Origin of the sequence: Cytobacillus gottheilii (assembly GCF_900166665.1) — a bacterium.
Lineage (GTDB): Bacteria > Bacillota > Bacilli > Bacillales > Cytobacillaceae > Cytobacillus > Cytobacillus gottheilii_A.
Map to the genome: position 1 here is coordinate 2,238,207 of NZ_LT800494.1, position 22,815 is coordinate 2,261,021.

Annotated in this window: 23 protein-coding genes; 15 read left to right on the forward strand and 8 right to left on the reverse strand. The window is 38.1% G+C overall.

Features of this window, described 5'->3' with window-relative positions:
- The gene (sda, locus tag B7E07_RS11125) at positions 1 to 123 is read right to left on the reverse strand and encodes a sporulation histidine kinase inhibitor Sda (RefSeq protein ID WP_373886071.1); all 123 of its coding nucleotides are present in this window, start codon (positions 121 to 123) and stop codon (positions 1 to 3) included.
- Positions 124 to 374: 251 nt separating this feature from the next.
- Here sda and B7E07_RS11130 point away from each other — a divergent pair, with 251 nt between their 5' ends.
- The 5 genes from B7E07_RS11130 (at position 375) to B7E07_RS11150 (ending at position 4,817) form a co-directional block, all read left to right on the forward strand.
- Complete coding sequence (locus B7E07_RS11130) at positions 375 to 1,136, forward strand: VOC family protein (RefSeq protein WP_080845936.1); 762 nt, start codon at positions 375 to 377, stop codon at positions 1,134 to 1,136.
- Positions 1,137 to 1,582: 446 nt separating this feature from the next.
- Positions 1,583 to 3,220, forward strand: a complete 1,638-nt coding sequence (locus B7E07_RS11135) for an AMP-binding protein (protein WP_080849165.1) — start codon at positions 1,583 to 1,585, stop codon at positions 3,218 to 3,220.
- A gap of 127 nt (positions 3,221 to 3,347) precedes the next feature.
- On the forward strand, positions 3,348 to 4,205 hold the full coding sequence (locus B7E07_RS11140; protein WP_080849166.1) for a gamma-glutamylcyclotransferase: 858 nt from the start codon (positions 3,348 to 3,350) through the stop codon (positions 4,203 to 4,205).
- Between the two features lie 123 nt (positions 4,206 to 4,328).
- Positions 4,329 to 4,583 (forward strand): hypothetical protein, encoded by a 255-nt coding sequence (locus B7E07_RS11145; protein WP_080845937.1) that lies wholly within the window; start codon positions 4,329 to 4,331, stop codon positions 4,581 to 4,583.
- Positions 4,584 to 4,613: 30 nt separating this feature from the next.
- On the forward strand, positions 4,614 to 4,817 hold the full coding sequence (locus B7E07_RS11150) for a DUF6501 family protein (RefSeq protein ID WP_080845938.1): 204 nt from the start codon (positions 4,614 to 4,616) through the stop codon (positions 4,815 to 4,817).
- A 141-nt stretch (positions 4,818 to 4,958) separates the two neighbouring features.
- On the opposite strand, the gene B7E07_RS11155 is transcribed toward B7E07_RS11150, so the two are convergent.
- Positions 4,959 to 5,579 carry a YhcN/YlaJ family sporulation lipoprotein gene (locus B7E07_RS11155; protein WP_080845939.1) on the reverse strand — a complete coding sequence of 207 codons (621 nt, stop codon included), beginning with the start codon at positions 5,577 to 5,579 and terminating at the stop codon, positions 4,959 to 4,961.
- A gap of 110 nt (positions 5,580 to 5,689) precedes the next feature.
- On the opposite strand from B7E07_RS11155, the gene crcB reads away from it, so the two are divergent.
- Together crcB and B7E07_RS11165 are read left to right on the forward strand one after the other, a co-directional pair.
- The gene (gene crcB / locus B7E07_RS11160) at positions 5,690 to 6,067 is read left to right on the forward strand and encodes a fluoride efflux transporter CrcB (RefSeq protein WP_080845940.1); all 378 of its coding nucleotides are present in this window, start codon (positions 5,690 to 5,692) and stop codon (positions 6,065 to 6,067) included.
- A 2-nt stretch (positions 6,068 to 6,069) separates the two neighbouring features.
- Positions 6,070 to 6,435 carry a fluoride efflux transporter FluC gene (locus tag B7E07_RS11165; protein WP_176215180.1) on the forward strand — a complete coding sequence of 122 codons (366 nt, stop codon included), beginning with the start codon at positions 6,070 to 6,072 and terminating at the stop codon, positions 6,433 to 6,435.
- Between the two features lie 297 nt (positions 6,436 to 6,732).
- Here B7E07_RS11165 and yidC read toward each other — a convergent pair whose 3' ends face one another.
- Both yidC and B7E07_RS11175 read right to left on the reverse strand, forming a co-directional pair.
- Entirely contained in the window at positions 6,733 to 7,515 is a 783-nt protein-coding gene (gene yidC / locus B7E07_RS11170; RefSeq protein WP_080845942.1) for a membrane protein insertase YidC, read from the reverse strand.
- 41 nt (positions 7,516 to 7,556) lie between these two features.
- Complete coding sequence (locus B7E07_RS11175) at positions 7,557 to 7,838, reverse strand: hypothetical protein (protein ID WP_080845943.1); 282 nt, start codon at positions 7,836 to 7,838, stop codon at positions 7,557 to 7,559.
- Positions 7,839 to 8,147: 309 nt separating this feature from the next.
- On the opposite strand from B7E07_RS11175, the gene B7E07_RS11180 reads away from it, so the two are divergent.
- From B7E07_RS11180 to cyoE, 3 genes are all read left to right on the forward strand, one after another.
- The gene (locus B7E07_RS11180) at positions 8,148 to 9,074 is read left to right on the forward strand and encodes a lysylphosphatidylglycerol synthase domain-containing protein (RefSeq protein ID WP_080845944.1); all 927 of its coding nucleotides are present in this window, start codon (positions 8,148 to 8,150) and stop codon (positions 9,072 to 9,074) included.
- A 47-nt stretch (positions 9,075 to 9,121) separates the two neighbouring features.
- Entirely contained in the window at positions 9,122 to 11,140 is a 2,019-nt protein-coding gene (locus B7E07_RS11185) for a class I SAM-dependent methyltransferase (protein WP_080845945.1), read from the forward strand.
- Between the two features lie 130 nt (positions 11,141 to 11,270).
- Positions 11,271 to 12,191, forward strand: a complete 921-nt coding sequence (cyoE, locus tag B7E07_RS11190) for a heme o synthase (protein WP_080849167.1) — start codon at positions 11,271 to 11,273, stop codon at positions 12,189 to 12,191.
- Between the two features lie 55 nt (positions 12,192 to 12,246).
- Here cyoE and B7E07_RS11195 read toward each other — a convergent pair whose 3' ends face one another.
- Positions 12,247 to 12,825 carry a biotin transporter BioY gene (locus B7E07_RS11195; protein WP_080845946.1) on the reverse strand — a complete coding sequence of 193 codons (579 nt, stop codon included), beginning with the start codon at positions 12,823 to 12,825 and terminating at the stop codon, positions 12,247 to 12,249.
- Positions 12,826 to 12,928: 103 nt separating this feature from the next.
- Positions 12,929 to 14,041: a glycoside hydrolase domain-containing protein gene (locus B7E07_RS11200; protein WP_257391435.1), complete on the reverse strand. Its 1,113-nt coding sequence runs from the start codon at positions 14,039 to 14,041 to the stop codon at positions 12,929 to 12,931.
- 222 nt (positions 14,042 to 14,263) lie between these two features.
- Between B7E07_RS11200 and B7E07_RS11205 the strand changes: the two genes are divergently transcribed.
- The 5 genes from B7E07_RS11205 (at position 14,264) to B7E07_RS11225 (ending at position 18,915) form a co-directional block, all read left to right on the forward strand.
- Positions 14,264 to 15,016 carry an NUDIX hydrolase gene (locus B7E07_RS11205; protein WP_257391436.1) on the forward strand — a complete coding sequence of 251 codons (753 nt, stop codon included), beginning with the start codon at positions 14,264 to 14,266 and terminating at the stop codon, positions 15,014 to 15,016.
- A 15-nt stretch (positions 15,017 to 15,031) separates the two neighbouring features.
- A complete protein-coding gene (locus tag B7E07_RS11210; protein WP_080845948.1) occupies positions 15,032 to 15,574 on the forward strand; it encodes a cysteine hydrolase family protein in 543 nt (180 codons plus the stop codon).
- 19 nt (positions 15,575 to 15,593) lie between these two features.
- Positions 15,594 to 17,057: a nicotinate phosphoribosyltransferase gene (locus B7E07_RS11215; RefSeq protein ID WP_080845949.1), complete on the forward strand. Its 1,464-nt coding sequence runs from the start codon at positions 15,594 to 15,596 to the stop codon at positions 17,055 to 17,057.
- Between the two features lie 16 nt (positions 17,058 to 17,073).
- Positions 17,074 to 17,895, forward strand: coding sequence for an ammonia-dependent NAD(+) synthetase (gene nadE / locus B7E07_RS11220; RefSeq protein WP_080849169.1), 822 nt, complete (start codon positions 17,074 to 17,076; stop codon positions 17,893 to 17,895).
- A gap of 339 nt (positions 17,896 to 18,234) precedes the next feature.
- Entirely contained in the window at positions 18,235 to 18,915 is a 681-nt protein-coding gene (locus B7E07_RS11225) for a hypothetical protein (RefSeq protein ID WP_080845950.1), read from the forward strand.
- A 318-nt stretch (positions 18,916 to 19,233) separates the two neighbouring features.
- Here the strand turns inward: B7E07_RS11225 and pflA are convergent, their stop codons facing one another.
- Together pflA and pflB are read right to left on the reverse strand one after the other, a co-directional pair.
- A complete protein-coding gene (gene pflA, locus B7E07_RS11230; RefSeq protein ID WP_080845951.1) occupies positions 19,234 to 19,965 on the reverse strand; it encodes a pyruvate formate-lyase-activating protein in 732 nt (243 codons plus the stop codon).
- Positions 19,966 to 20,443: 478 nt separating this feature from the next.
- A complete protein-coding gene (pflB, locus tag B7E07_RS11235; RefSeq protein WP_080845952.1) occupies positions 20,444 to 22,669 on the reverse strand; it encodes a formate C-acetyltransferase in 2,226 nt (741 codons plus the stop codon).
- Positions 22,670 to 22,815: the final 146 nt, after the last annotated feature.

A 22,815-nucleotide genomic window follows, 5' to 3' on the forward strand; every position in this document is an offset into this window, starting at 1 on the left:
TTAATCTTTAAATGGTCTTAATCCGCGTCTTTGAATTTCTGATTTTAAAATCCTAATCCATTCCTCTTCTGACCCTGACTTCAATGCATCACGATACGAGACGACCAACTGCTCATTACTCATAATTTTCAATGTGCATACCTCCTGGTTAAATGGATTGAATTTTCTTTCTTTTGTACATTGTAAAGGATATGTTAAGATTTGAAAACCCATTTGTGCGAAAATATCACAAAAGGAATGAATTACCTATATTTCCAGTTGATGATTTAGTGATAAAAAGCATAAGGACAATATAACGTTTATATCTTACATTTTCTTTATACGGCTTATGAGTGATAAAATAGAGCCAATATGTCATCACTAGGAGGAAAAACATGGAGATTACGTTAGATCATATTGTCCATTTTATTGGGAATGACCCGCAGCATGTGGTACATACATTTCAGAACAAGGGAATTCATGCTGTAGCAGGAGGCAGTCACAAAAATTGGGGAACTTATAATAGTCTTCTGTATAGCGGGTTAGCTTATATTGAATTCTTAGCAATTGAACATGCTGAAATTGCAGCTAAAAGTGATAACCCTTTAGTTATTCACTTAAGAAATACGATTAAAAGGGAAGAAGGAATCGGTCAAATTTGCTTTCGAACAGAGCATATTGATAAGCTTCAGCAGCATCTACATAATCTCAACCTTAAAACATTGCCAATATTCCATGGGAGCAGGATTCGTCAGGATGGAAAACAAATAGAATGGAAAATGCTCTTTATAGAAGACAAGGATCCCTATATCCCGCTTCCATTTTTCATTGAGTGGAAGGAAAACGATGAAAGTAGATTGGCAGAATTAAAGACTGGCGGGTTTGTTGATTCAAATCTCGAAAATAGTCAAATTAAGAGAGTTGAATGGCCAGTTACTGACTATAAAAAAGCGGCATTGTCATGGAGTTCTCTATTTGGAGAACAAATGTATATGAATGATACTTTAAAAAAAGTGCGGATTATGGTTGGAAATACGGAGATTTGTTTTACTTCCCAAGATACAAATAGAACTAGTAAGGGAAAGCAATACAAAGTCATCCTCGATCCGCCTCTAATAGGTGGGCCAATCTGTGTAAATGGAGTTCAATATGAATAAAAAGTTATCAGTGATTTTTTTAGTGGTTGAGTCAAACAAGAACGTCACTTCTAAAACACGAATATTTAATACTTGGTTTGGGTAATCAAATAAGCTGTTTCCAATTCGCTGCGGACCCTCGTTTTCCGAAGGGAGGAAGCTGAGCCTCCTCGGCAGGCCTAAGGGGTCTCACTCTTTCCTCTATTTCCCTCCGGAGTCGACGCTCCATTACAATCATGTTTGTAAAAATAACAAATAAAAAGAATGACTTCTTAACCATTCGTTGCTATTATTGCGCTTAATAATTATGTCCCCGCCTCTTTAATTTTTCCATATATTTGATGGCCGAAGAGAATAATCGTCCCTAAAAATATTGAATATTATTAATTTTTTGATATTATAATATGAAAGCGTTTTAAATAACTCGTAAACAATCATTCTTTGAAAGGGCGGGTTTTATGAACCAATTGCTGAACACCACTGTAGGCCAATTGCTTGAGGAACAGGCATATATGTTTCCAGAGAAGGAGGCTCTTGTTTATTCAGATCGAAATTTACGGCTGACTTATAGTCAATTCAATGATTCTTGTAATATGGCAGCAAAAGGATTAATGAAACTTGGGGTTGCGAAGGGAGATCACCTTGCTGTTTGGAGCAGCAACATCCCTGAATGGGTGACAGTTCAATTTGCAACAGGAAAAATGGGAGCAGTTCTGATCACAGTAAATACCAATTACCGAAAGGCTGAGCTGGAATATTTGCTGAGCCAATCAGATGCTACAACATTGATTTTAATGGAAACATACCGGGATGCTTCTTATATTGAGTTGTTATATGAACTAATTCCTGAATTGACAGAGGCTGAGAGAGGGAACCTTCAAATTGACAGGCTGCCATTTTTAAAGAATGTCATCATTATAGGTGAGAATAACTATCCTGGTACATACAATTGGAATGAGATTATAGAAATGGGAAATCAAATTTCAGATGAAGAATTGAAAGAACGCCAACAAAGTCTGTCCGCTTATGATGTCATCAATATGCAATATACGTCTGGTACAACGGGATTTCCTAAAGGGGTTATGCTCACGCATTCTAATATCATCAACAATGCTTATCATATTGCAGGCTGCATGAAGCTTACAAGTCAGGACAGATTGTGTATACCTGTGCCGTTTTTTCATTGCTTCGGCTGTGTCATTGGCACACTTGCCTGTGTTTCAGTTGGTGCGGTAATGGTACCTGTTCAAGAATTTAATGCATCAGAAGTCTTGAAGACTGTAGAGAAAGAAAAGTGTACAGCCTTGCATGGAGTGCCGACTATGTTTATTGCAGAATTAAATGATCCTCATTTCGCTTCTTATAATCTGAGTTCATTAAGAACAGGGGTTATGGCAGGATCAAACTGTCCGATTGAAGTCATGAAGGATGTCATTCATAAAATGGGAGCTGCTGAGATAACGATTTGTTATGGACAAACTGAATCATCACCTGTCATCACGCAAACAAGAGCAAATGATCCTCTCGAGCTCAGAGTTGAAAGTGTTGGAAGAGCCTTGCCTATGGTTGATGTGAAAATTACAGAACCTGGTACAAGCAAGGAATTGCCATATGGGATGCAGGGAGAATTGTGTACAAGAGGATATCATGTGATGAAGGGCTATTATAAAAATCCGGAAGCCACTAAGAATGCCATTGATGAAGAAGGCTGGCTTCATACTGGGGATCTAGCGGTTATGGATGAAAATGGCTATTGTAAAATTACCGGGAGACTAAAGGATATGATTATTCGCGGAGGTGAAAATATATATCCTCGTGAAATTGAAGAATTCTTATATACACATCCCGCGATTTTAGATGTACAGGTTGTTGGCGTTCCAGATGCTGTCTATGGAGAAGAAGCCGCAGCATGGATCATTTTAAAAGAGGGTGCTGATCTAACAGTTGAACAGGTTCGTTCCTATTGTATAGGAAGCATTTCTCGTCACAAGGTTCCCCGCTACATTGAGTTTACAAAATCTTATCCTATGACCGCATCCGGTAAAATTCAAAAATACAAACTTAGAGAGCAGTCGATCGAAAAGACTGCCCATCAAAATTTATAAAAGCTAGGAATGTAATCGAAATTGCCTTTTTTATCTCTTATCCAGCGGATGTTTCTTAAAGGATTTTGTTTTTATGCTGAAGAATAAGGTAAAGAGATAAGCAAAGGAGGCTATTTTTTTGAGTGAAGTGTACAAGCTGTTCGTTTATGGAACACTGCGCAAGCATGAAAAGAATCATTTTCTGCTGGAAAAAAACAGTTGTCTTGCACAGCAAGCCTGGGTATATGGAGAATTATATGATACAGGTTTAGGATATCCGACAATGAAAGGCTCTGATCTGGAACATAAAGTGTACGGTGAACTATATGAAGTAAAATCTGAACAATTTAAAGATCTGGATGAGCTGGAAGATTTTATTCCTGGTGATGAAAATAATTTATACAACCGTATAGAACTCAATATTCATACAGATTCGGGTATTCATAAAGCCTTTGTTTATGTATCTAATCGAGATGACCTTTTGGGTAAACCTATTGTTCATGGAGATTGGAAGTTAAATAGGCTGATGGAGAGGAAACCTGAAAAAATTTATTATTTTGCCTATGGTTCCTGCATGGATATGGAACGGTTTAAAGCTGCAAAAGCGGATCAGTTTTTTCGTACCATTCGGGGAGTTGGCCTGTTAAAAGGCTATTCTATGAAATATGTTTTTCCAGGAACAGATGGAGGAAGAGCGGATATCGTTGAAAATGGCGGTGAAACAGAAGGGATCCTATATGAAATACCATATGAAGGGGTAGAGTATTTATTTCAAAGAGAAGGTTTTTATGGAGGCTGGTATCGTCCAATTTTTGTTGATATATGCTTACCAGATGGAAAGACGATTACGAATGCGTTAACCTTTCATGTTTACAATAAAAAAGAAGAAAAAGCACCGCCATTGCACTATGCAACCGAGATCTTAAGAGGAGCGAAGGGGCGGCTTAGTGATCGGTATTTTGCTCAGCTGGAGGAACAGCTTAAAGGTCTTGGTCTAAAGATTTAAAAAGAATGCAAGCATTCATGAAAATGAACAGGCACATCTTTTATAATATCGTGCAAAAATGTTTAATACATGCTGAGCTGGTGGTAAAGATAGATGCCAACAGCTTAGAAAGAAGGTCATTTAATGAATACTATTGCAGATTATGGATTAATCGAAATTGAATATAACCATGAGCAATATAAAAATATGGAATTCATTAGAGTCGATCGCATACAAAATATAACATATATTACGCTAAAAGATGTGTTAACAGGTGAAATGTATACATTCGAAGAAAATAAAATACAATCCATTCGCAAAAAAATGAAATATATGCCTGAAAAGACTCGTGTTCCGCAAAATCAGCTTGCAGATACTGATTCATATTCTTTATACTAGTAGAGAATGAATATGAAGGAGTGTCTGACAATGATTCATCAATCTTGGAATGAAAGACCAACAATAAAAAAAGTTAAATGTGTTCATACAGATGCAGCAAAATATATTGTTAACAGAGCATTAACAGCAGAAAAGACGTATGAAGTAAAAAATGAAACTGAAGAGTTTTATTTCGTTGTTGATAACTCTGGAAAAGTTAGCGGGTTTTATAAGGATTACTTTAAAGAATTGTAATTAAGAGAGAAGTGTTTGAGGGTCATATGTTATGGTGAATACGCTTTAAGTACGTATCTCTCTTCTAATTACATAAGAAAGGCAAGCTTTGGACCGTTCCAGCTTGCCTTTTCATGTTTTAAATAATATATATTGATTTGCTTAATCGTTTCGAGTAGGAAAAATTCGGCGCACCATTTCATTAAATTCGTCAAAGAATCCTTCGACAGGTTCACCATTGCGGATATTATCTGCATAATTGGTCATGCGATTGTTAAAATCAGGATCAAATGATACATATACTTGATCAATATCCTGATCAACGGACTTAACTTGGTCAGATATCTTATTCTCAAGTGTTTCTCTTGTTTCTAAGTTTCGAACATTTTCTAGTGAGGCGGCGACATATGCATTATTGTCTGTAACAATTACATTAGCAGTATCCACTTCCTGCATATCTGTAATTTTGTCTGCAACCCGATCAGCTACTTCCATTGAATGGTTGATCTCATCCTCTGCATTGTTTACACGATTGCCTCCGTATAACCTGTAGTCTTCAAGCCCTGGATTTCCATTATCATTTACATTATAGGAGCGGGTATTATCATTATCTTCATTCGGTCGGTTATTCCGGTCGTTGTTTTCATAATTGACTCGAAGTGGTTCATTTAAATTTCTATCATCAAATGCAGTGTCATTCAAGTTATTGTTGTTGGCTCCGCACGCTGATAGCATCATAGCAGCAAAAGCTGTTCCGATTATTACTTTTTTGTTAATCAACATGATCACTCCTTCTAGTTTATATCTTTTTTAGAATGCGTAAAATACATATGGATATGTAAGATCATAAAGTGGGAGTTATAGGCAATCAGCACGTGGTTAGGAGTGATGAAATGAAGTATTTATATGTTGGCATGGGCGGGATGATTGGAAGTTCATTGCGCTATGGCCTTTCCTTCATGCCGTATAGTACGGTTCATTCATTTCCATTTGCAACTTTCTTTACCAACATTTTAGGATCACTGCTTTTAGGGGTACTTGTAGCAAATTCAAAAAGATTTCGAATTAAAGCGGAGTATCAACTTTTCTTTGGAACAGGCATCATCGGTTCTTTTACGACCTTGTCAGCTGTAAGTGCTGAAACAGCAAGGCTTCTAGTGGAAGGGAATTATTTGATTGGATTTATTTATGTTTTAAGCAGTATAATCAGCGGTTTTCTGGGAGCAGCTTTAGGATTGAAAATCAGATTTAAGCAAAAGGAGGAATCATAAAGGTGACATTCCTTCTTGTAGCTGCGGGGGGGTTTTTAGGGGCCATTTGCCGTTATGCTATAACTTTGTTTTTCGCAGACAAAACGAACCGGCATTTCCCTATGGGTACTTTCCTAGTCAATCTATTCGGCTCCTTTTTATTGGGGTTAGTGGTCGGGAGCAGTATGAATGGAGGTTTTTACGCATTTTCTGCCATTGGCTTCCTAGGCGGATTTACAACCTTTTCTACGCTTTCTGTCGAGCTTGTTGAGTTATTTAAAAGTGGAAAATATAAAGCGTTTTTCTTGTATTTAAGCTGTACCTATTTAGGTGGAATATGTACAGCATTTATTGGAATGTTGCTAATGGTAGCTTTTATAAAGATGTAAAAAAGCGCAGATAATTTCTGCGACAAAGTGGCCCGACAGAAGAGAAAAACAGAGTTGGCGGGCACTAAAGATGGGGGAAAGTGCCCGCAGAAGAGGAAACTTGTGGTGGGGGGCACAAAAGGTGTGTGAAAGTGCCCGTCAGAAGAGAAAACCAAGGCTGGGGGGCACTAAAGCTACGACAAAGTGCCCGTCAGAAGAGAAAACCAAGGCTGGGGGGCACTAAAGGTATGTGAAAGTGCCCGCCAGAGGAGAAAATCAAAGCTGGGGGGCACTAAAGCTGCGCTATTTTTACATCTGTTATACCTCTGTATTTACTATTCCTGCTGTTTCTTTCCTCTGCTGATAGAGCTTACGGCCTAACCATGACTGGAATATTAAGAAAATACCTCCGACCGTCCAATAAAGCGGCAACGCAGCAGGGGCATTAAGCGAAATAAAAACGATCATGATTGGGGAAAGAAGCCCCATAAACTTCATTTGCTGCTGTTGAGCAGCAGGTAAGCTTGCCTGTGAAAACTTGAATTGCAGAAAATAGACAACACCAGCTAATGCTGTAATCCATATATCTGATTGTCCGAGGTTAAACCAAAGAAATGAATGAGTAGCAATTTCTTCTGATCCACGTATGGCATAATAAAAGCCCATTAATATTGGCATCTGTATAAGCATAGGCAAACAGCCGATATTAAGCGGGTTTACACCGTGTTTTTGGTATAGCCCCATCATTTCCTGCTGCAGCTTTTGCTGTTCTTTCTGATTCTTGGTTGATTTTAGCTTTTTTTGTATTTGATCCATTTCAGGTTTTAGCAAATCCATTTTTTCTTTCATTACCTGCTGATTTTTAAATTGTTTCATCATCAGCGGCATTAATAGCAGTCGCACTGCTAGTGTAATAATGATAATGGCGATTCCGAAATTATCATTAAAAAACATGCCCACATAATGGATGGAAACAGCGAATGGGTTAACAAATACGGAATGAAAAAATCCTCCGTCACTTCCCTGAGACTGACAGCCAGCAAGCAGTGCTGCAGTCATGATAAGCATCATAAGCATTAATATCTTTTTGTTTAATTTCAAATTTGTTCAAGTCCCTTCTGTTTTTCATTTTAACTATTGAATCAGAGAGGGAGGTGTGATGCTGTATCGTCATTTGGCGCTTCTTTTTTGCGAATGCAAATGCAAAGAAAACGCAATTTATAATGAATGTTTAATGAATTACTGATCTTTAAAATATAATCTTCTATATGAAGAGAAAATTGCTTTTGAAATTTGTTTGGCTTTAAATGAATGGATTCGGCATTCCAAAGCCATACAAATTTAGCAGTAAAGGCGATGAATAAACTAGCATATAATGTGTAATGAGCATAGTTATTGCTCATTTCTAATAGAAAATCCGTCATTTATTCACCTCTTTTTTTTGCAGTCAGTTCGTTGTGGTACATACAAATTATACAGCAATTTGGGTATTATCACAATGGCAGCAGGCATATGCAAAGTAGCGTATCATGCTTTGTTCTATACAGAAATAAGTGACTCATTCGCTGCAAGAGTGATGGTAAATCAGTGCTTTCAGGAGGTTAAGTATCGTTCGACTTATTTTTTTATCATAGCTATTGGGGAAGTTTTCCTTATATAATTAAATGATGTCTTGCTTTTTGTTGAAAATTCAGCAATTTGGAAGGTCAAATAGGAAGAAGTGATGGAGTGTTTTGACTATTATTAAAAAGAAACAAGTTATAACAATAGCAAAAGTGATTTTTCCATTGATTGTATTAACCATTATTTATTTTGAAGCACAGGGAATTCTAAAAGATTTTGATTGGGGTCTGCTAAATTTGTATATGGACAGGCTATCGCCACAGCATATTGTCTATATTTTTGTCTTAGGGCTCGTCGCAATCTTTCCGATGTATTATTATGATGTTATTCTCTTAAGATTATTTCAGATTGATGTTTCAAATAAAAAACTGTTTTGGATGTCGCTGTCGGCAAACGCGTATTCAAATTTAGTTGGATTTGGCGGGATTGCAGGGGCAACATTGCGATCATTTTATTATCGAAAATATGTAGATGATCAAGTGCCATTTATTAAAGTCATAGCCAAGCTTTCCTTATTTTATTTAACTGGTCTATCCATTTTGTCTGCAATTCTAGTTGTATTCGATAGCCCTTTCTTAGAACAGTTACAATTTGCAAAGCTTGCTGTGATAGCTGTTGCTGCGTATACGCCTATATTGCTTGCCATTTTCTCCCTCCGCAAGAGCACTTGGAATCTGGACAATATGAAAAAGGCTTATCTTAGTGAGCTATTGCTTATCTCATTTTTTGAATGGCTTTTTGTTGTCATATGTATATGGGGAATTTCCAACGTTTTGGGTGTACATATTTCACTTCTTTCTATTTTGCCTATTGTAATATTATCCTCTTGTGTAGGAATTGTCAGTATGATCCCCGGTGGAATAGGTTCATTTGATTTTGTTTTCCTGCTAGGTATGGAATTTTACGGAGTACCGGCGGAATTATCTTTGTTAATCCTTCTTTTTTATCGTTTAAGTTATTATTTATTTCCTGCTCTTATTAGTACACCGTTTGTGCTTGCGGAAATGATACAGGATCGGCGCACGAAATCTTTATAAAATAAAAACAAGAAGGCTGCAATACTTTGGGAAGTGGAGGAGTTGTTATGGATCAAACTCATTATGAAATCATGCATGCTTATAAAAATGGGCTGCTGACGGGTGCAATGCCTTATTGGCTGGAAATGATTGTTTCAGCAGAAGAAATTACACAAAATTACGAATCTGTTGAAGCGGTGAATCACTTAAGCTCAGCACACCTTTTTGATTATGTCTTTCAAACTCTTGCTATTCTCGAAGACATTAAACAGGATCACGACGAGATTTATTATATGTTATCAACCGTTCTTGCATACAGTGAAATATCTAAAGGCGGGAGCTACATTCAAAGAAAAAGCTGGCGGGACCAAGGGTATCAGCTGGAAATTCACAATGAGGCTTCAGCGTATATATTCCAAGATACTGTTTATTATGAAAATCCGAGACGAAAGAATCTTACCTTCCAGCTGATCTTTACACATGGATTAATTGGACAGTACATTAGGGGAGAATCACGTCTTCAGTCAACAGCGGATTTAGTTTACAGCTTGAAAAATTTTTATAGTGATACCAGTATAAAAGAAATGCTGATGATCTTAAATGAGTGTATTATAAGGGCCGTTTCGGAAAAGATCTGGTCCGAAGTAAAAGAGGAAACTGCTCAGATCCTAGATCAATTAATAAATGGGGAAATTAAGCAAACCATTATGGAGCGCTTATGTAAGTTAACAGATGGGAAGTATGTGGACGAAGACATTAACCCCAAAATCCGTTTATTTATTGAACAAGCTGATATATGGTATGCCTCTGCTGCCTTACATGACTATTCTCTTTTGGATCTGCTGACGATCATGGAACTGGCAGCAGATCGGTCTTCTGAGTTGCTTGTTAGGCATATCCATTTCGGCAGGCTTATGGTGCAAATGCATTATGATTATAAAGGGTTTAAACATACTAATATTTATCGAAAGCGAGTCATCGAAAAGTATTTGTCAGAACATCGTCAATCCGGAAAGCCCGATGAGACACATGTATCATTTAAAGTCGATTATGATCAAAATGCACAATGCGTTTTTATTTCTTTTCAGTTTTCTGATGTTGGGGAGGCTTTAATTCGCTTTTGTGTAGAAGCGGAAAAGGTAGATCTGATGCATTCAAGGGCGACCATTATGTTATTCGACTTTTTTGGCCTAAGAAGAGACCCTTATGACCGTTTTCATAATGAGGAAGAATATTTAGCTAGTATGAACAATGCAGCAGATGATAAGCGGATCATTTTAGATTATTTAAAAGGCGACAGTATTGTAGATATCGGACCTGGCGGCGGTGTCATGCTTGATCTAATTGAAAGTGAAACAAACAAAAAAGAAATCATTGGAATTGATATCGCTGAAAATGTTATTGAAAATCTGCTGAAAAAAAAGAATGCCGAGAATCGCAAGTGGAAAGTCATGAAAGGTGATGCACTTCAATTAACACAAACCTTTTCCGCTGATTCTGTTGACACCATCATATTCTCTTCCATTTTACATGAATTATTTTCATATATCCCATTTAACGGCCATAAGTTTAACCACGAAGTGATCGCTGAGGCACTGCAGAGTGCATTTTCTGTTTTAAAGCCTGGAGGAAGGATCATTATCAGAGACGGGATTATGTCAGAAAATAAAGGTGAATTCAGGAAGATCCATTTTAAGAATGAAAAATGGATGAGTTATTTAGAGCAGTATGTGAAAGAGTTTAAAGGCAGAAAAATACTCTATGAACAAATCGCTAAAAATGAAGTGATAATGCCGATTAACGATAGTATGGAAGCACTGTACACCCTAACTTGGGGACCAGAAGCGTTCGCACATGAAGTGCAGGAGCAATTTGGCTACTTTACACCGTCAGAATACGATCAATTTATCAGGAAAACACTAGGAGAAGACGCGAACATTATTTGTTTGCAGCATTATTTACAAGATGGTTATACCATTCATTTACAAGATAAAATAAAGTATATGGATGAACTTGGAAAAGAAGTGCCTTTGCCAGATAGTACATGCTTGATTGTAATTGAAAAGAGAGAAACTAAATCCGAATGATCGCTTTATGTTGTATTTCATCGATTATTCTGTGATTTTGCCTAATAGGCATATTTTCCTCAGACTGCTTAAAATGTATGATACAATCCTTATATAAAGTGATTACATGAAAAGGAAAGAATATGTGGTAATGGCAAATAAACATGAAGAGATAACAATACAGAAACAACCATTTACAAAAATTTTAGCTGCAACAGTGAAAACAGGAATTATTAAATCAAACTTAATTCCTATGTTTGCTGGACTTACACTGGCAATATATACGTATGATTTAGATCTTATAGATCAAATCCCGAATATACTTTTTGCCCTTATTGGTTCAATTTTAGTGATGGGAGCAGCTGGTGCATTTAATAACCTGTATGATCGGGATATTGATGCCATAATGGAGAGAACGAAGCAAAGACCAACTGTAACCAATGAAATTTCGTTCTCCAAAGCATTGTGGCTGGCAATCATCATGACCATTGCTGGAGTCATTTCGCTGGCTCTAGCCTCACCGTTAGCTGCCATTATTGGCTTTGCAGGTTTGTTTTTATATGTTGTTCCTTATACTATGTGGAGCAAGCGCAGAACGGTTTATAATACGGAAATCGGCAGTCTGTCCGGAGCTACACCTCCGTTAATTGGCTGGGCTGCTATTAATCCAGAGATCACGCATCCTGCTGTATTAGGACTATTTATTATTACGATCATCTGGCAAATGCCGCATTTTTACGCAATTGGCATTCGCAGGCACGATGAATATAAAAGAGCTGGAGTGCCAATGCTTCCTGTTGTAAAAGGAATCAAACGAACTTATTGGCAAACGAATGCGTATTTAGTTTTATTAATTTTAACAAGCTTTTTGTTCAGCTCTTTAAGTATGGGGTTAACCCTTGTTTCTTTTTTGCTTGGAGGCGGCTGGCTGGCTTTAAGTATTTATGGCTATCATAAAATGGATCCAGAAAAATGGGCAAAAACCATGTTCATCTACTCACTTCTGCATATGACCATTTTGTTTTCAACCGTCATTGTCTATTCATTGGTGGGGACGATCTTTAATTTGTAATGGAAATTAAAATAAGCCAAAGCTCCGAATGGACGCTTTGGCTTCCTTTGTTTATTTAAGCAGATTTCTTTGCTGTATACTCTGTAGGCAGCAGGAGTTTGGCTGACTGCAGTCTTTTCCTTACTAAAACACCAATCCATGCAGCTAATGCAGCTTTAATTAGTCCGACAATGATAAAAGGTGTAAATCCGCCGGCAAGAGCAGCAAGCCAGGACATATCAGCTGCGATCTTTAACCAGACAGTACCGAAAACAAGAGCGATCAGCATACCGATTGTGTTTGCGATCATTGAGTGCAAAAAATTAAAGGCTGTCTTTTCCATATATAAACCCATGATGAAAACAGCTGGAATAAAGCCAATTAAATATCCGCCTGTTGGACCAATTATGGTAGAAAATCCACCTGAGAATTCCGCAAAAACAGGAACACCCGCAGCGCCAATCATTAAATATAGAAGAACAGAAAAAGTACCATATTTGGCTCCCAAGATGGTTGCTGCAAGTCCAATTGCCAGTGTTTGTCCTGTAATAGGAACGGGAGGGATGGGAATAACCATTTGTGCCATAACTCCAATTACAGCAGCAAATAAGGCGGTAACGATCATTGATCTAAGCTTAATTTGTTCATTATTCATATGTATCTCCCTTTCTATATATGTAAACTATAAACCTTTGTTAGTTTACATTATAAAGAAGAGGGATGATTTTAGTCAACTTATTTTTCATTAAGTTAACTGTTTAACTCCATAAATAATCACTTAACTCACCGCGAAATAAATTTGTATCGATATTGCATGTCTGTGCGTCAAGACCATATTGCCAGCCATAGACGAGTGATCCTTCAGGAGCTTCGGGATTGTATGCTGGTGCATTTTCCTCTGTCGTAATTCCTTCCTGTGGAGAAGCAGTCCAAAGAATTAAGTCATTTTGCAATTCAGCATTATTTTCAGCTGCTGCAGTATATTCTGTAAATAATGCCTGTTCTGAATCGAATACTCCATAAACACCAGGCACATAAGATGATTCACTCATTCCCTCATAAAATCCTTGGATAAATTCTGCATCAACGGGATAGTTAGGCTCAATATCAGCAAAAATAGCTACTCCTTCTGGTATGCCTAACTGCTGAGCTTCTTCAATTGCTTGTCTTGCTTCATTTTGTCCATTTTCATAGCCTGTTGCATCGGTAAAGTGGTTCCAAATAACAAGGATCTCTATGCCTTCATTTTGAAGAAGCTGAACCTCTTCAGAAGTTAGACCAGCTGATACACCTTCCTTTTCCCCTAAATATCGGCCCCAGATTGCTGGGTCACCAAAATTTTCACGTACACAGGAAAGCAAGTCGTTTGTGGTTAGACTTGCTGAATCTACACCCCAAACGACCTCTTCACTTTCATTGCCATTTCCGCTGGCATTTTGGTCGCTGCTTTGATCAGAGTTTTCTCCGCTCGAATTCTGATCGTTTCCAGCTTCATTATTGTCATCTGAGCTAGAATCTTCATTTGTTGAAGCACCATCAGTATTGTTTGTAACATCATTCTGAACGTTAACATCCACATTGACATTGATATTGTTTGTTATATTGTTATCAATTGAATTGTTGTTTCCGTTCTTTATTTGATTATTGATTGAATTAGTAATATCGGCATTATCACTATTTACATCGTTCTCAACATTATTGGTAACGCCGCTTTCTCCGCCGCTGGATGAATTAGCGTCTTCCGTTTCATTTGCATGTGTATCTCCGCTTGGATTTACTTCCTTACTGTCAATAAAAGAAAATAGAAATATAGACAAAACCGCCGCAGCAAATGCTGTGATGGCATAAGATAGCCATTTTTTTCGATTCAATGTTCCTTGCCTCCTTCGGCATATAGTTGTTGTCGATCCTTTGTGAGGTAGGTCCATACATCCTATGCAGTAAGAGAGTCAGCCGTGAAAAAGCAAAAAATGTGAGTAAGAGAAAAAAAATAGGGAAAATAAAGTAAAAGACTTTCATTAAAGTAGAAGTTTGCATATAATAAAATTAACAATTAACATTTTGTTAAAAGTAAGGCGGTGACGTTTTTACAGTTGAATAACAAACATAAATATCGTACACCTGATGGCTATACGGCCGACATTGCTGTCTTCACGATTGTGACTGAAAAGAGAGAAGTCTTTAAACCTCCTATTATGTCATTAAAAATTATGCTGATTAAGCGCAGCGAATTGACTGCTGAAGGAACAGCTAATATTGAAGCAGGAAAGTGGGCACTGCCTGGAGGATTTGTGAAAGAAAGTGAAAATGGTCTCGAAGCGGCTAGAAGAGAACTAATGGAAGAGACAGGTATTCAAGATATTCATATGAAGCACTTTGCTGTGTTTGATCAGCCTGGACGGGACCCGCGCGGATGGATCCTTTCAAACGCCTTCTACGCTCTAGTGCCTGAACATTTATTAAAAAGCCGGCAAGCAAATGATGATGCGGCAGCTGTTGCCCTTTTCTCTGTTAACGAGGTGCTGCAATCGGAATTAGCTTTTGATCACCTGGAAATAATCAAACAAGCACTTGAAATGGTTACTAAGGTTATGCTTCAGACAACCGCAGCCAAAAATTATCTGCCAGAAGAGTTCACATATTCAGAGCTCCAAGCTGTGCTGTCAACGGTCACTGATGATTCAGCCATCTTAAATGAACAATCGTTTGCTAGAAAGATTAAGACATTGCCATTTATTGAATTAGCAGAGGGAAAAACAACACAGCGGACATCCAAAAAAGGAACAAAGCTTTATCGCTTTATTGATATGGATATCGTAAACCCGATCTATACCGCCAGATATTGATGAGGAGGAATCAGCGTGAAGAAAGCTTTAATAGTGATTGACTACACGAATGATTTTGTTACCGGGGCATTGCCGTGCGGGGAACCTGCTATCAAGATTGAAGATACAATCACTTCACTAACGGAAGAATTTATACATGCAGGCGATCCAGTTTTTTTCGCCATTGATTTGCATCATGAAGGAGATTCTTTTCACCCAGAAACTGCATTATATCCCCCGCACAATATTGCTGGAACTGAGGGAAGAAATCTATATGGGAAGCTTGCAGATGTGTATAAGAAATACAAGTTGGAAAACCATGTAATATGGAAAGATAAAACAAGGTATAGTGCATTTGCCGGTACAAACATTGAATTGCTGCTGCGGGAAAGAGGCATTGAAGAATTGCATCTTGTTGGAGTCTGCACGGATATTTGTGTGCTTCATACAGCTGTTGACGCCTATAACAAGGGATTTAAGATGACGATTCACAGTGATGCAGTTGCGAGCTTTAATGAAGCAGGACATGAGTGGGCACTTTCCCATTTTAAAAATACTTTAAATGCGAACATAATCTAATAGGAGAAGGTGAGTCACCATGGGTACAATTTATGAAGATGATAGCTTAGGACTGCACACGGATCTCTACCAAATCAATATGGCATACACATATTGGCAGGACGGCATTCATGAAAATAAAGCTGTATTTGATCTCTTTTTTCGCAAGCTGCCTTTTGGAAATGGGTATGGCATTTTTGCAGGTCTGGAGAGAGTGATTGAATATCTGCAAGGTTTTTCATTTTCAGGCAGTGATATTCAATTTTTACGTAAACAATTGCACTATCCTGAAGACTTTCTCACGTATTTAAGTGAATTGCGTTTTACAGGTACATTAAAAAGCATGGAAGAGGGAGAATTGGTTTTTGGCAATGTGCCGATTTTAAGGGTGGAGGCATCCCTGGCAGAAGCTCAATTGATTGAAACAGCTCTCTTAAACATTATTAATTATCAAACATTGATCGCAACAAAAGCGGCAAGAATTAAAGAGGTTGTTGGAGATGAAGTTGCCATGGAATATGGATCTCGCCGCGCCCAAGAGCTTGATGCTGCAATTTGGGGCACTAGAGCAGCTTTTATCGGCGGATTTCAGGCTACATCTAATGTAAGAGCTGGGAAAAAATTTGGCATCCCAGTAGCTGGTACTCATGCTCATTCTCTCGTTCAGGCATATGGAGATGAATATATAGCCTTTCATAAATATGCAGAGAGTCATACTGATTGTGTTTTTTTAGTAGATACTTATAACACCTTGCGATCGGGCGTTCCTAATGCTATTAAAGTGGCCAAAGAGCTTGGAAATAAGATCCGTTTTAAAGGAATTCGACTAGACAGCGGCGACTTAGCTTATCTATCGAAGGAAGCGCGCAAGATGCTTGATGATGCTGGGTTCACGGATACAAAAATCATTGCATCTAATGACCTTGATGAGTATACCATTATGAATTTAAAGGCTCAAGGTGCTAAAATTGATATATGGGGAATCGGGACAAAGCTAATCACTGGCTATGATCAGCCTGCATTGGGAGCAGTATATAAGCTAGTCAGTATTGAAAGAGACGGCGAAATGACCGATACCATTAAAATTAGTGCAAATCCTGAAAAAGTATCCACACCAGGACTTAAAAAAGTTTACCGAATCATCAATAAGGCAAATGATAAATCAGAAGGCGATTATATTGCCCTTGATCATGAAAGTCCGCAGCAGGAGGAACGGTTGAAGATGTTCCATCCAGTTCACACGTATATTAGTAAATTTGTGACAAATTTCGAAGCAAAAGAACTACATGTACAAGTTTATACAAACGGCGAGCTAACCTACCTTAAGCCGAAGATTGAGGAAATTCAGCAAAAAGTAAAAACAAATCTCAATCTGCTCTGGGATGAATATCGCCGTGCGCTAAATCCGGAAGAATATCCTGTTGATCTAAGTCCTATGTGCTGGGAAAACAAAATGAGTCATATTGCCAGTATTAAAGAGAAAGTAAAACAAAATGAAAAATAGAGAGGATGCTGCAAAAATGAGCTTGCAATCTGAAATTATTTCAGCATTAAATGTAAAACCGGAAATTAACCCAAAAGAAGAAATTTCAAGCCGAATTCAATTTCTGAAAGATTATCTGAAAAAAACAAACGCAAAAGGTTATGTACTTGGCATTAGCGGGGGGCAGGATTCTTCTTTAGCCGGACGCCTTGCTCAGTTAGCTGTTGAAGAACTCCGTTCAGAAGGATATGATGCTACCTTTGCAGCAATCCGGCTTCCTTATGGTACACAACGGGATGAAGAAGACGCACAGCGGGCATTAGACTTTATTAAGGGAGATCAAGAATTTTCATTTAATATTAAAACAGCAGTGGATGCTGTTCAAGAAACATATAATTCTTCTGCAGGTGAAGATGTGCTTAAGGATTATCATAAAGGCAATGTAAAGGCAAGAATGAGAATGATCGCACAATATGTTTTTGGCGGACAAAAAAACTTGCTTGTCATTGGAACAGATCATGCCGCAGAAGCTGTCACTGGCTTCTTTACAAAGTATGGTGATGGCGGAGCGGATGTTCTTCCTTTAACAGGCTTATCCAAAAGGCAAGGAAAACAGCTGCTTCAAGAGCTGGGAGCGGAAGAGAGAATTTATCTAAAAGTTCCAACAGCTGATTTACTTGATCAAAAGCCTGGTCAGGCAGATGAAACAGAGCTTGGAATTTCTTATGACCAGCTGGACGATTATTTGGAAGGCAAAACAGTTCCAGCAGATGTTGCAGAAAAAATTGAAAAACGCTATATGATGACAGAGCATAAACGTCAAGTGCCAGCTTCTATGTTTGATGCATGGTGGAAATAAGAAACATGCTGTTGCGTAATGCAGCAGATCATGAAAACCCAAACGATAAGAAGAAAATATTTCTTCTTACAAATCGTTTGGGTTTTTTATATAAAGAATCTTAAAAAATGGAGCAGAGTAAGAGAACAAATAAGTGTAACAGGTTTATGACAAAGAATTCAGGTTATAGTGAAATATCCGTAACATTTTAAGCGATATTACGTCAAATAGAGAAAGAAAGATTTTATATTGAAATCATTTTGTAACAATTTTGAAATATTTATAGAAAAAAATGTAACTTTTCTTTTTGTTGCATCGTCTAATAAGTAAAATATCAAAAGATAAAAGGAGTGTATGATTTTGAAGAAGAAATGGATTTCTATTTTAGTAGCTGCTATGTTCTTTTTTGCTACCGGAGCATTTTATTATGGAGGCAAACCAGATGATGCTTCAGCGAACGAAGAGCAAGTAAAAGAGGAGATTAAAAGTGAATTTCAGGACGATGTGACTGTAGCTGAAGATGAAGAAACGGATTCTGAGAATGAAATAAACTCGAAAGCTCCTAGTGATGCAGCAGAACCAGTAAAAGAAGAAGTTGATCAAGGATCCAAAACAGAGCCAGCACAAGTTGGAAAGCAAGAAGAAAAGACGGACATCGAGGATAAAAAGCCTGAGACCATTGTATCTGAAGATGGGTACACTTATCATTTAATTGAAGACAAAACGAAATATAGCAATCTTGTAGAATTGATTGATTTAGCTGCAAGTTTTAATCTATCTTTATATGGTATTGATGGTTCTGATGTCTTTGCGCTTATTAAGGATGGCAAGGTAATCGGCGGGTTATCAACAGGCAGTTTATCTATTGATCCGGAGTATAAAAGCTTTGCCATTCAAAAACACAGCTTTTATAAGGATAAAGGGCTAGAAGAAAATATTGATCTTGCCATTCGTACCGGTGCTAGTATTACTGTTAACTTTGAGGAATATACTGGATATCATATTCAATATAAAGATGGAACAATTATTATCAATCATTGATTATATTGGCTTTCATTAATTATTTATAAAAAGGATTGGGAAATCTTCATAGTATAGTTGTTTAGGTATTTAACCAAGCCGGTTCCACTGCACTGCGGACCCTCGCTTTCAGTGGGGAGGAAGCTGAGCCTACTCGGCATCTTACCATTTTCTCTATTGCCCACAGGCGTCGTATGTTCTCCGCTCCATTTCACACATAAAAAAATATACCTTATAATAACAATAAAAAACCGACTGGTTAGAAAGATTTACTTCCTAATCGGTCGGTTCTTCTTTTGCCATGTTTAATACTGTATCCCAGCCTGCTGGTATGAGTATTTAGTATTGTGTTGTTAGCAGCTGGTAAGCCCATTCGGCAGTTTCTTCACTAGGTGGTTCAATATCCTTTAAAGGATAATCGAGTCCAAGAGCCTCCCATTTATAGACGCCAAGTTTATGATAAGGCAATACCTCTACCTTTTTTACGTTATTTAATGTGCTAATAAAGCGGCCTAATTGAATCAAGTCTTCTTCAGAGTCAGATATAGTTGGAACAAGCACATGCCGAACCCAAACAGGGATATTTTGTTCTGATAAGAATTTGGCAAAAGTCAGGATATGTTCGTTCGTTAATCCTGTTAATTTCTTATGTTTTTCTTTATCAATATGCTTTAAATCAAGCAATATTAAATCGGTGTATTTCAGTACTTCTTTTAATTGACTTTGAAAATGAGGGGAGTTGGAATAACAGCCTCCTGAAGAGTCAATCGTCGTATGAATCCCAAGTTTCTTGCATTCTTTGAATAATTCAATTAAAAAGGGGAGCTGCAATAAAGGTTCTCCGCCGCTGACTGTAATCCCTCCACCTGATGACTCAATAAAAGGAAGGTATGTTTTTAAATCAGCAATGATTTCGGAAACAGACATTTGTTTACCTGTACCAATTTCCCAAGTATCTGCGTTATGACAGAACTGGCAGCGCAGAAGGCACCCCTGCGTAAAAATGACGTATCGAATGCCTGGTCCATCAACTGTTCCAAAAGTTTCTATTGAATGTATATTTCCGTTCATTGTGATCTTCCTTTCATAATTCAAGAGTATAGAAGGGGAGAAATCAGCAATAGCTGATTTCTCATTAAATTAGATTAGCGAGCGCCTTCCGCATTTCGTGTTGTCCAGTTGCAGGCGCTAGGGACTCGAGGTCTTAAGCCAATCCAGTCAAAAGGTCAAAGAACGACCTTCCGCCTGGCTCGTCTTAAGCTTGTCGTCCCTGGGCAAGCGCCTTCCGCATTTCGTGTTGTCCAGCTGCAGGCGCTAGGGACTCGAGGTCTTAAGCCAATCTGTCCAGAAGGTTAAAGAACAACCTTCTAGCCATCTTGTCTTAAGCTTGTCGGGGCTGGGCAAGGCGCTTTCGCTTTTCGTGTTGTCCAGCTGCAGGCGCTAGGGACTCGAGGTCTTAAGCCAATCCAGTCAAAAGGTCAAAGAACGACCTTCCGTCTGGCTCGTCTTAAGCTTGTCGTCCCTGGGCAAGCGCCTTCCGCATTTCTTGTTACATTGTTTCGTGGAAGGTTCTGTTGATTACGTCTAGTTGCTGTTCTTTTGTTAGTTTAATAAAGTTTACTGCGTATCCTGAGACGCGAATGGTTAGCTGCGGGTATTCTTCAGGGTGTTCCATAGCGTCTAGTAGTGTTTCTCTGTTAAATACGTTAACGTTTAAATGGTGGCCTTCTTTAATGGAATACCCATCAAGGATGGAAACAAGGTTGCTCTTTCTTGATTCATCATCTTTGCCAAGTGCTTTAGGTACGATTGAGAAGGTATTAGAGATACCATCCTGTGCGTAATCGTAAGGAAGTTTTGCTACAGATGATAGAGAAGCAAGTGTTCCTTTACGGTCACGGCCATGCATTGGGTTAGCACCTGGTGCAAATGGTTCACCAGCACGGCGGCCATCAGGTGTGTTGCCAGTCTTCTTACCATAAACAACATTAGAAGTAATGGTTAAGATGGACATTGTATGCAATGAATTGCGGTATGTCTGGTGTTTGCGAAGTTTTGTCATGAAAGTTTCTACAATATCAACCGCGATGCTGTCTACACGATCATCGTTGTTTCCGTATTGTGGATATTCACCTTCTGTTTCAAAATCAACAGCCACTCCATTTTCATCACGGATTACTTTAACTTTTGCATGTTTAATGGCACTTAATGAATCAGCTACAACACTCAATCCAGCGATACCTGTTGCCATTGTGCGAAGAATTTCTGTATCATGTAATGCCATTTCAATTCGCTCATAGCTGTATTTGTCATGCATGTAATGAATTACATTTAAAGTGTTGATATATAATCCTGCCAGCCACTCCATAACATTATCAAACTTTTGCATTACTTCTTCATAATCAAGTACATCAGAAGTAATCGGAGAGAAGGTAGGAGCTACCTGGATTTTCAGTTTTTCATCTACACCGCCGTTAATTGCATATAACAAGGCTTTAGCAAGGTTGGCGCGTGCACCGAAGAATTGCATTTGTTTGCCGATTTCCATTGCGGATACACAGCATGCAATTCCATAATCATCGCCATATTCTGGTCGCATGATGTCATCATTTTCGTATTGGATAGAACTCGTATCAATTGACATCATCGCACAATATTTCTTAAATCCTTCAGGAAGATCTTTGGACCATAGTACAGTTAAATTTGGCTCTGGTGCTGGTCCAAGATTCTTTAATGTATGAAGGAAACGGAATGAGTTTTTTGTTACAAGCGGACGGCCGTCAATTGCCATACCGCCGATTGATTCAGTTACCCAAGTTGGATCACCGCTGAATAGATCGTTATAATCAGGTGTACGGGCAAATTTTACTAAACGAAGCTTCATGATGAAATGATCCACAATTTCTTGTGCTTCGACTTCAGTAAGCGTTCCATTCTCGATATCTCTTTCAATATAAATATCAAGGAATGTAGATACACGTCCAAGACTCATTGCTGCACCATTTTGTTCTTTTATGGCAGCAAGGTAACCAAAGTATAGCCATTGGAATGCTTCTGCAGCATTGTTAGCAGGTTCTGAAATGTCGAAGCCATAACTTGCCGCAAGCTGTTTTAATTCATTAAGAGCTCGCACTTGCTCTGAAAGCTCCTCGCGAAGACGGATTGTTTCTTCAGACATTACGCTGCTTGTATTTTTGATATCTTCTTTCTTAGCCTCAATTAAGCGATTAACTCCATATAAAGCTACACGTCTATAGTCACCAATGATTCTTCCGCGGCCATAAGCATCTGGAAGTCCGGTAATAATTGCTGCTTTTCTAGCTAATTTCATTTCATCTGAATAAGCATCAAATACACCTTGATTGTGTGTTTTGCGGAAATCTGTGAAGATTTTTTCCATTTCTTTGCTTGCTTCAAATCCATACGATTCACAAGCTTGAACGGCCATGCGCACACCGCCAAATGGCTGCAGTGAACGTTTGAAAGGTTTGTCAGTTTGAACACCAACTACTTTTTCTAAATCCTTGTTTAAATATCCAGGACCATGAGAAGTAATGGTTGAGACAATTTCAGTATCCATGTCAAGGACACCGCCATTTTCTCTCTCCTGTTTTGTAAGATCCATAACTTGTTCCCATAATCGGTCAGTTCCTTCTGTTGAACTTACTAAGAAGGATTCATCTCCATCATAAGGTTTAAAATTCTGAAGAATAAAATCGCGAACATTCACTTCTTTATTCCATTTGCCGTCTGTAAAACCATTCCATTGTTTCATTATCAAGTCACCTCTGTAAATATGATTTAAATATCTTATAACAGTTGATACAACTTAACTACAATTTGAGTATAACAGACTTATTGTGAAAAGAATCACAATAATTATGAACGTATTGTGAACACTTGGTAAATAAGGATTCTTTT